Consider the following 8856-nt stretch of genomic DNA (forward strand, 5'->3'; position numbering starts at 1 on the left):
TTCCAGACATTGCCCGCGAAAGCTTGCGTCGATGACTTGGCGGTTGCCAGTCTGGTGCTGCATCCGGCCTATTTGGCCAAGTCGTTTTTCCCCAAGCTATTGCTTGATCAGGTCGGTCTAAGCTCGGTTGGCTCGCGCACCCGTCGCATCAAGCCGCGCCACCAGACCAAACGCAACGCGCCGCCTGAGGCGGATACGACAGAGCTTTTTGTGGCCGGTACGCGCACAGCTTTGAGGCAATTCCCGGATTTCGTGCGCAGCCTACAGGCGGACATGCCCGCCGCCGAGCAATTTGCACGTATCGAAACTTTTACGGCCATGACGGCGGCCGACCGCCTTCGTTTGGAAGGCACGGAACCAGGGCATGTGTATGAGGTTGGCCTGCATTTGCCGCCAGAAGGCGATACCAATGAGCTGCGGGCTTTATTTGCGGACTATGCCAAGGACTGTGGCTTCACGGTCAATGGGGAGTTTGGCTTCGAGGCGGGGAGCTTGCTATTCGGGATCGTCTCAGAAAACGGAAAATAAAGCACGTTAAGCCGGTGGCAGTGGTCGCAACGGTCTGAACTTGCCTGCGCCGACCTTGGTGCTGCTGCGCCAGAGGTAATCGCCGGTCAGATTGATGTGTTCCCACCCCAGCGGTGACAGGTATTGAAACAGCGTCTCGTCTACCGGTTTGCCGTGCCCGTTCAAAGCATTGGTTGCCCGTTCCAGATAGGCCGTGTTCCAAAGCACGATGGCCGCCGTTACCAGATTGAGGCCGCTGGCCCGGTAGCGTTGTTGCTCAAAACTGCGGTCGCGGATTTCGCCCAGTCGGTTGAAGAACACCGCCCTGGCCAGCGCGTTGCGCGCCTCGCCTTTGTTGAGTCCGGCCTGCACGCGGCGGCGCAGCTCCACGCTTTGCAGCCAATCCAGTATGAACAGCGTGCGCTCAATGCGCCCCAGCTCGCGCAGTGCAACGGCCAGTCCGTTCTGACGCGGATAGCTGCCGAGCTTGCGCAACATCAGCGAGGCCGTCACCGTACCCTGCTTGATCGAAGTGGCGAACCGCAAGATTTCATCCCAATGGGCGCGTATCTGCTTGATGTTCAGCCGGTCGCTGCTAATCATCGGCTTGAGCGCGTCATAGGCGGCATCGCCCTTTGGGATGAATAGCTTGGTGTCGCCCAGGTCTCGGATACGTGGCGCGAATCGGAAGCCCAGTAGGTGCATCAGGCCGAAGACATGATCGGTAAAGCCCGCTGTGTCGGTGTAGTGCTCCTCGATCCGCAAGTCCGACTCGTGGTACAGCAGGCCATCGAGCACATAGGTTGAATCACGCACGCCGACGTTGACTACCTTGGTGCTGAAGGGCGCGTACTGGTCGGAGATATGGGTATAAAACGTCCGGCCTGGACTGCTTCCATACTTCGGGTTGATATGCCCGGTGCTCTCCGCTTTGCTGCCGGTTCTGAAATTTTGGCCATCCGACGATGACGTGGTGCCATCGCCCCAGTTTCCGGCAAAGGATTGCCGGAACTGCGCGTTGACCAGTTCGGCCAGCGCCGTTGAGTACGTTTCATCCCGGATGTGCCAGGCTTGCAGCCACGACAGCTTGGCGTAAGTCGTGCCTGGGCAGGACTCGGCCATCTTGGTTAGCCCGAGATTGATGCCATCAGCCAGGATCGTCGTCAGCAGCAAGGTTTTGTCCTTGGCCGTGTCGCCGGTCTTCAGATGCGTGAAATGCCGGGTGAAGCCTGTCCACTCATCAACTTCCATCAGCAGTTCGGTAATCTTGACGTGTGGCAGCAGCATCGCCGACTGGTCGATTAGGGCTTGTGCGGTCTCCGGCACCGCCGCGTCCAGCGGCGTGATCTTCAGGCCGGACTCGGTAATGATGGCATCCGGCAGATCATTGGCCGCCGCCATGCGGTTGACGGTGGCAAGCTGCTGTTCCAGCAATGCCAGTCGGTCGTGCAAATACTGATCGCAATCGGTGGCCACTGCCAGCGACAATTCGTTGGCCAGCTTCAGAGTAGCGAACTTCTCGGCCGGCACCAGGTACTCATCAAAGTCCTTGAACTGGCGCGAACCCTGCACCCAGACATCGCCTGATCGCAGCGCGTTCTTTAGCTCTGACAGGGCGCACAGCTCGTAGTAGCGCCGGTCAATGCCATCGTCCGTGAGCACCAGTTTCGCCCAGCGTGGCTTGATGAATGCGGTCGGCGCGTCGGCGGGCACCTTGCGGGCGTTGTCGCTGTTCATGCCGCGAAGCACCTCGATGGCATCGAGTACGCCCTTGGCGGCTGGTGCCGCCCGTAACTTAAGTACGTCCAGGAACTGCGGCGCGTAGCGGCGCAACGTGGCGTAGCTTTCACCGATGCGATGCAGAAAGTCGAAGCTCTCCGGCTGCGCGAGCTTTTGCGCCTCCGTGACGCTGGCGGCGAAGGTATCCCACGGCATTACGGCCTCGATGGCGGCGAACGGATCGCCGCCGCTCTGTTTGGCTTCCAGCAAGGCTTGGCCGATGCGGCCATACATCCGCACCTTGTCATTGATCGCCTTGCCGGAAGCCTGAAACTGCTGCTGATGCTTGTTCTTGGCGGCGTTGAATAGTTTGCCAATGATGCGGTCGTGCAGGTCGATGATTTCGTCGGTGACGGTGGCCATGCCTTCAATGGCCAGCGAAACCAGAGTGGCATAGCGTCGTTGCATCTCGAACTTTGCCAGATCGGCAGGCGTCATCTGCCCACCCTCACGGGCGATCTTGAGCAGGCGGTTCTGGTGAACTTGTCGCTCGATGCCTGCGGGAAGGTCAAGCGCCTGCCAAGCCTTGAGGCGCTCGATGTGTTCAAGCATATGCCGAGAGTTCGGCTTGACGGGCGACTGGCGCAGCCATGCCAGCCACGTCAATTTGCTGCCGTCCTTGCGCTTGAGAAGTTCGTCCAGGCGCTGACGGTGGAGCGATAACAAAGAATCGGTCAACGCCGCGTAAATACGCCGGTTGGCACGGGTGATGGCCTCGGCGCTCGCGCGCTCGATGGCATTCATGGCGGGCAGGATGATGCTCTGCCGCCGCAGGTTTTCGACAAGGGTGCTGGCCAGCACAATCCCTTTATCGGTCTGCAAGGCCAGCTCGGTCAATGTATGCACGGCTTGCCGGTAGTGACTCATGGTGAAGGGCTTGAACCCGAACACCGTTTGCAGCTCGACCAAGTGCTCCCGCCGCGTCTGCTCGCGCTGGCCGTAATCGTTCCAACTTTCCACCGGCACCTTGAGTTGTGCGGCCACCATGCGCAACAGGGGCGGAAACGGAGGCTCATCGATGCCCAAGAAGATGCCAGGGAATCGCAAGTAGCAAAGCTGCACGGCGAAGCCCAATCGATTCGCAGCGCCGCGACGCTGGCGGATCACCGATAGGTCGGTTTCGTTGAACGTGTAGTGCCGTATCAGTTCGTCTTTGGCATCTGGTAGTGCCAGCAGGCTTTCGCGCTCGGTGGCGGACAGGATTGAGCGGCGCGGCATGATCAGTCTTCCCGCAGGTACTGGTACAAGGTTTCGCGACTGATGCCGAAGTCACGGGCCACCAAGGTTTTTTGATCGCCTGCCGCGACTCGCTGTTTCAACTTGGCAATTTGTTCGCTGTTCAGCGATTTCTTTCGTCCCCGGTAGGCACCGCGCTGCTTGGCCAGCACGATTCCCTCGCGCTGGCGTTCGCGGATCAGTGCGCGCTCGAACTCCGCAAAAGCCCCCATGACCGACAGCATCAAATTGGCCATCGGTGAGTCATCGCCGGTGAACGCCAGCCCTTCTTTGACAAACTCCATCCGCACGCCCCGTTGTGTCAGCCCCTGAACGATGCGGCGCAGGTCATCGAGATTGCGTGCCAACCTGTCCATGCTGTGCACCACCACGGTGTCGCCCTCGCGCACAAAGGCCAGCAGCCTTTCAAGTTCGGGACGTTGCGTGTCCTTGCCGGAAGCCTTATCGGTGAATACCTTACCGACTTCGATTTGCTCCAGTTGCCGATCAGGGTTCTGGTCGAAGCTGCTGACGCGGATATAGCCAATGCGTTGACCTTGCAAGGTGCCTCCAAAGGTAAAAGTGTCAGGATGAAATCCATTACCCTTGGCGGCTTGTGTCAATAAATACAAACTACAACTCTATTCTGACGTGCTTTGCGCCAAGCATCTGACATCAGGTTAGGGTATAGCTTAACCGGACACCTCGGCCTCTGTGCCTTTACTGCTTTTCGGTACAACCGTCAAGAACAGGCAGAGCGCTCCGATAGTTATCGCCACATCAGCGAGGTTGAAGGCGGGCCAGTGCGCAAGTCGCCAATGGAAGTCAAGGAAATCAACAACCTGTCCACGCAGCACACGATCCGCGACATTGCCCAGCGCACCGCCGAGGATCAGGCTGTATCCCATCGCTTCGAGACGGGGCAATTGCTGGCACAGCATGCGTCCCAGCCAAGCAGAAACGACCAGGCCCAGCGTGATGAAAAAGTAACGTTGCCAGCCGCCAGCGTTCGCCAGAAAGCTGAATGCCGCGCCGGGATTCAGGACATGGACGAAGTTGAAGAAGGGCGTGACTTCGACCTGTTCACCGTAGGCAAACGTGCGGGTGATGGCGAACTTTGCGAGCTGATCGGTCATGACAGCACTGGCGGCCACTGCGAACCAGACCCAAGTCGATGTGCGGCGAGCCGATTGCCACACAGGGACGGCCAGCGGCATCAGCCACCCGGCGAGCGCCGTGCAACTCAATCCAAGTACCCACCCCGCCAGCACATCGGCAGGAAAGTGCATTCCGGCTGCGATGCGTGACCAACCGACCAATGCGGCGTACAACACCAAGCCGATGCGGCCACGACGGCCTATCAAAGGCCAGAGCGCGCCGACCACCAGCGCGGCATAGGTGGCATGCCCGCTGGGCAGGCTGTAGTGTCGTTCGATGCCCCCGATAACGCGCACCATGTCGCCAAAAACGGCAGGCGGGCGTGGAAAGTCGATCCATAGCTTCAAGATGGTGGCGACGAGAAATGCCAACGCAAAGGCCACGCTAAAGACTCTGAGTCTGTACCGGATGGCATCGGCCCGCGTTGGGTCAGGTGCCGACTTTGACCATCCCCACATCGCCAAGAGCATCAGTGGTGCAGTCCAGTAGTTGCCTATCACAAGGTTGAAGAACGATGCCAGCGGTTCCAGCGCTGCAGGTGTGCTCATGTTGATGGCTTGGAACAACGCGATGTTCAGACCACCCCAGTCGTAGAGAAAGAATTTCCAGCTCATTTGCGCAACAGCCTCAAGCCATTGCCAACGACGAGCAAGCTGGCCCCCATATCAGCAAACACCGCCATCCACATGGTCGCTTGACCCGTGAAGGTCAGCACCAGAAATACTGCCTTGATGCCAAGGGCCAGCACAATGTTTTGCATCAGCACCTGCGCCGTCGCACGCGACAGGCGCACGAAGGTCGGAATCTTGCGCAGGTTGTCGTCCATCAGGGCCACGTCGGCGGTCTCGATTGCGGTATCTGTGCCAGCCGCTCCCATTGCAAAGCCGATGTCCGCACGCGCCAAGGCCGGGGCATCGTTGATGCCATCACCGACCATGCCAACCTTGCCGCTTCGGGCCAGTTGCTCCACTTCGCGCAATTTGTCATCTGGGAGTAGGTTGCCTTGCGCACGGTCGATTCCGGCTTGTGCGGCAATGGCCTGTGCCGTATGGGGGTTGTCGCCGGTCAGCATCATGGTGTTGATGCCCAGTGCGTGCAGCTCGGCGATGGCGGTCCTGCTGCTGTCCTTGATGGTGTCCGCTACGGCGAATAAGGCATGTACCGCCTTTGCGCCTACCAACATCACGACGGTCTTGCCAGCGGTTTCCAGCGCAGCGATGCGCTGCTCCAGCTCTGGTGTGCACTGCCCCAGCTCTTCGAGCATCCGGTGGTTGCCCAGATGGTAGGTCGCACCGTTGATTTGGCCTTGCACACCCCGACCGGGCAGCGCGTTGAATTCGGCCACGTCGAGCAAGGCAACCCCGTCCGTCTGCGCGGCCTGTGCCACCGCCTTGGATACAGGATGGTCCGAGCGGGCCGCCAGACTGGCAGCGATGCTGCGGCTGTCCGAGGCGAGTGCATTGCCCCATGTGACAAAGTCGGTCTGTGCGGGCTTGCCGTGCGTGATCGTGCCGGTCTTGTCCAGAGCCAGCCAGCGCAGCTTGCGGCCTTCTTCCAGATAGACGCCACCTTTGATGAGAATGCCGTGGCGGGCGGCGGCGGCCAGGCCGCTGACGATGCTGACCGGTGTAGAGATCACCAGTGCGCACGGGCAGGCGACCACCAGCAGAACCAATGCACGGTAGATCCAGTCGAGCCATGCCGCACCCATGAACAGCGGCGGCAACAACGCGACGGCGATGGCAACGCCGAATACAACGGGGGTGTACCAGCGGGCGAACTGATCGACAAAACGCTGAGTCGGCGCACGACTACCTTGCGCAGCCTCTACCGCGTGAATGATCCGGGCCAAAGTGGAGTTGTTGGCCAAGGCGGTGACGCGGTACTCGAACGAGCCGGATTCGTTGATCGTGCCAGCGAACACCGAATCACCGGGGGATTTTTCGACCGGGAGGCTTTCACCCGTGATCGGGGCTTGGTTGACGGCAGAGCGGCCTTCCAGCACCTCACCATCAAGGGCGATGCGCTCACCTGGTTTGACCCGGACGCGGGCGCCGATGGTGATTTGCTTGGCGCCCACCTCGCGCCATGTGCCGTCAGCCTGCTGTACCGTGGCCTGTTCCGGGGTCAGGTCGAGCAGGCCACGGATAGCGTTACGAGCGCGATCCAGCGATTTGGCTTCGATTACCTCGGCCAGCGCGAACAGTACCATCACCATTGCCGCTTCGGGCCAGTGGCCGATCAACATGGCACCCGTGACCGCAATCGACATGAGGGCGTTCATGTTGAGATTACGGTTCTTGAGCGCAATCCACCCCTTCTTGTAGGTGGAGAGGCCACCCGTGAAGACCGCGACAAGCGCCAGAACGACAACCGACCAGTGATTGCCGTTGTGGAGCCAGTAGACCGCCTCGGCCGCCGATGCAGTGACCAAGGAGATGCCCAGCGGCCACCAGTTGGTCGGCGTGGTCACAGGGGCGGCGGATGGAGATGCGACCTCTGCCGTGTCCACGACCTGCGCCTCGAATCCAAGCGCTTGCAGTGCCACGAGCACGTCTGGCAGAACCTGGTTCGCATGGCGTACCGACAGCGTGCGCTGCATCAGGTTGAAATCGAGATCAGCAACACCGGCCACGGTGCCGAGCTTGTTGCGGATCAACGTCTCTTCGGTCGGGCAATCCATCTTGGCAATGGACAGCTTGGTCGTCTGCTCGGCCGACGCCTGATCCATGCGCACAGCTTGCATGCCGATGGCCTTCAGCGCCTGCTCGACGGGAGACAACGAAGGCAATTCGTGTCGCACGGCCAAGGTACGTTGCATCAGGTTGAATTCAAGACCCGCCACCCCCGCCAGACCGGCCAGTTTGCTTCGGATCAGCGCCTCTTCGGTCGGGCAATCCATGTTCTCGATGCGGTACACCGCTTGAGCCGATCCGGTTGCCAGCGGGGCCGGTGCCGTGGGTTGGATGATCGGCTCAGTCGTGCAGCCACACCCCTTTGAAGCGCATTCGCTCATGAGTAACTCCTGAAAATCTTCTATTCAGCCTCCATTAAAATCTCTATAGTCACTATAGAGTCAAGTGATAATTGGAGATTGATGCATGGAAATCAGAATTGGCGACCTCGCCAAGCGCTCTGGGTGCGAGGTCGTGACCATCCGCTACTACGAGAAGGAAGGGCTACTGCCGAAGCCAGCGCGAAGCGGTGGCAACTTCCGGCTGTACGGTGAGGCGCACATTGAGCGCTTGCAATTCATCCGTCATTGCCGTTCGCTCGACATGACGTTGAGCGAGATTCGCGCATTGCTGGGTCTGCGAGACAACCCGATGCAGGACTGTGGGGAGGTCAACACGCTGCTGGAGGCCCATATTCAACAGGTGGAAATGCGTGTGTCCGCGCTGTTGCAGTTAAAACGGCACTTGGTTGATTTGCGCGAGAAGTGTTCTGGCTCTCGATCTGTAGAGGCGTGCGGCATTTTGCAAGGGTTGGGCAATTGCAATTACCATGGTGAAAGTGCCACGAACAGTCAAACATCTGGGTAAGTAAGGGCTTAGCGTGCTTTATTTTCCGTTTTCTGAGGCGACCCCTATTCGTGGCGGTCGAAGGTGATCGTAGCGGCCTGGAACTGCTCGCTCAATTTACGCTGGCCCGCGTAATCCGCCCTATGCCGCAATTGCGGGCCGCTCGGCCGGTGACGCGCAGCATGCCATTGGCCGTGTCTTTCACATTGCCGAGCGGTGAGCCGCTCTCAAGAGAGCCCAAGGTCGCTGTACTGGATGGCGGTTTGCCCGATACGCATGTCACCGCACCGTATGTACGCCGGTATTTTCTGGCTGATCCGGACGCCAACGACGTGCCGGACTTTGTTGAACACGGCCTGAGTGTCACTTCGGCACTCCTGTTTGGCCCCATCGAACCCGGTGATGCAGCAGAGCGGCCCTATGCGCCTGTCGATCACCATCGCGTGTTGGATGCGCGGATCGAGGGGGAAGACCCTTATGAGCTTTACCGCACCTTGGGTCATGTGGAAACCGTGCTGTTGTCGCGTCAGTATCAATTCATCAATCTCAGTCTTGGCCCCGACATGCCGGTCGAAGATCAGGATGTGCATGCTTGGACCGCCGTCATCGATAGCATCCTCAGCGATGGTGAGACCCTGATGGCCGTCGCCGTAGGCAACAATGGCGAACGGGATGC

The 8856-nt window shown here is 59.6% G+C and carries 5 protein-coding genes and 2 pseudogenes; 3 read left to right on the forward strand and 4 right to left on the reverse strand.

Translation table 11 applies throughout. From position 1 onward, the window contains the following. Positions 1-528, forward strand: a pseudogene (locus Q8Q80_RS00640) (peptidase S8 and S53, subtilisin, kexin, sedolisin); the annotation flags it as partial. 6 nt (positions 529-534) lie between these two features. Here Q8Q80_RS00640 and Q8Q80_RS00645 read toward each other — a convergent pair. The 4 genes from Q8Q80_RS00645 to Q8Q80_RS00660 form a co-directional block, all read right to left on the reverse strand. Continuing rightward, positions 535-3504 (reverse strand): Tn3 family transposase, encoded by a 2970-nt coding sequence (locus tag Q8Q80_RS00645; protein WP_004213592.1) that lies wholly within the window; start codon positions 3502-3504, stop codon positions 535-537. A gap of 2 nt (positions 3505-3506) precedes the next feature. Beyond that, positions 3507-4064 carry a recombinase family protein gene (locus Q8Q80_RS00650; RefSeq protein ID WP_004213590.1) on the reverse strand — a complete coding sequence of 186 codons (558 nt, stop codon included), beginning with the start codon at positions 4062-4064 and terminating at the stop codon, positions 3507-3509. A gap of 129 nt (positions 4065-4193) precedes the next feature. Next, complete coding sequence (gene lspA / locus Q8Q80_RS00655) at positions 4194-5273, reverse strand: signal peptidase II (protein ID WP_075149163.1); 1080 nt, start codon at positions 5271-5273, stop codon at positions 4194-4196. Continuing rightward, positions 5270-7675 carry a heavy metal translocating P-type ATPase gene (locus Q8Q80_RS00660; protein WP_034375348.1) on the reverse strand — a complete coding sequence of 802 codons (2406 nt, stop codon included), beginning with the start codon at positions 7673-7675 and terminating at the stop codon, positions 5270-5272. The genes lspA and Q8Q80_RS00660 overlap by 4 nt, the downstream gene beginning before the upstream one ends. 85 nt (positions 7676-7760) lie before the next feature. On the opposite strand from Q8Q80_RS00660, the gene cadR reads away from it, so the two are divergent. Next, positions 7761-8201, forward strand: a complete 441-nt coding sequence (gene cadR / locus Q8Q80_RS00665; protein ID WP_305631077.1) for a Cd(II)/Pb(II)-responsive transcriptional regulator — start codon at positions 7761-7763, stop codon at positions 8199-8201. A gap of 50 nt (positions 8202-8251) precedes the next feature. Then, positions 8252-8856: pseudogene (locus Q8Q80_RS00670) on the forward strand (peptidase S8 and S53, subtilisin, kexin, sedolisin); the annotation flags it as partial.

This window comes from Methyloversatilis sp. (assembly GCF_030698125.1).
Lineage (GTDB): Bacteria > Pseudomonadota > Gammaproteobacteria > Burkholderiales > Rhodocyclaceae > Methyloversatilis.

Excerpts from the sequence above, each read along its gene's own strand:
- Q8Q80_RS00645 (WP_004213592.1), bottom strand. The coding sequence starts at position 3,504 with ATGCCGCGCCGCTCAATCCTGTCCGCCACCGAGCGCGAAAGCCTGCTG.
- lspA (WP_075149163.1), bottom strand. The coding sequence starts at position 5,273 with ATGAGCTGGAAATTCTTTCTCTACGACTGGGGTGGTCTGAACATCGCG.
- Q8Q80_RS00660 (WP_034375348.1), bottom strand. The coding sequence starts at position 7,675 with ATGAGCGAATGCGCTTCAAAGGGGTGTGGCTGCACGACTGAGCCGATC.
- cadR (WP_305631077.1), top strand. The coding sequence starts at position 7,761 with ATGGAAATCAGAATTGGCGACCTCGCCAAGCGCTCTGGGTGCGAGGTC.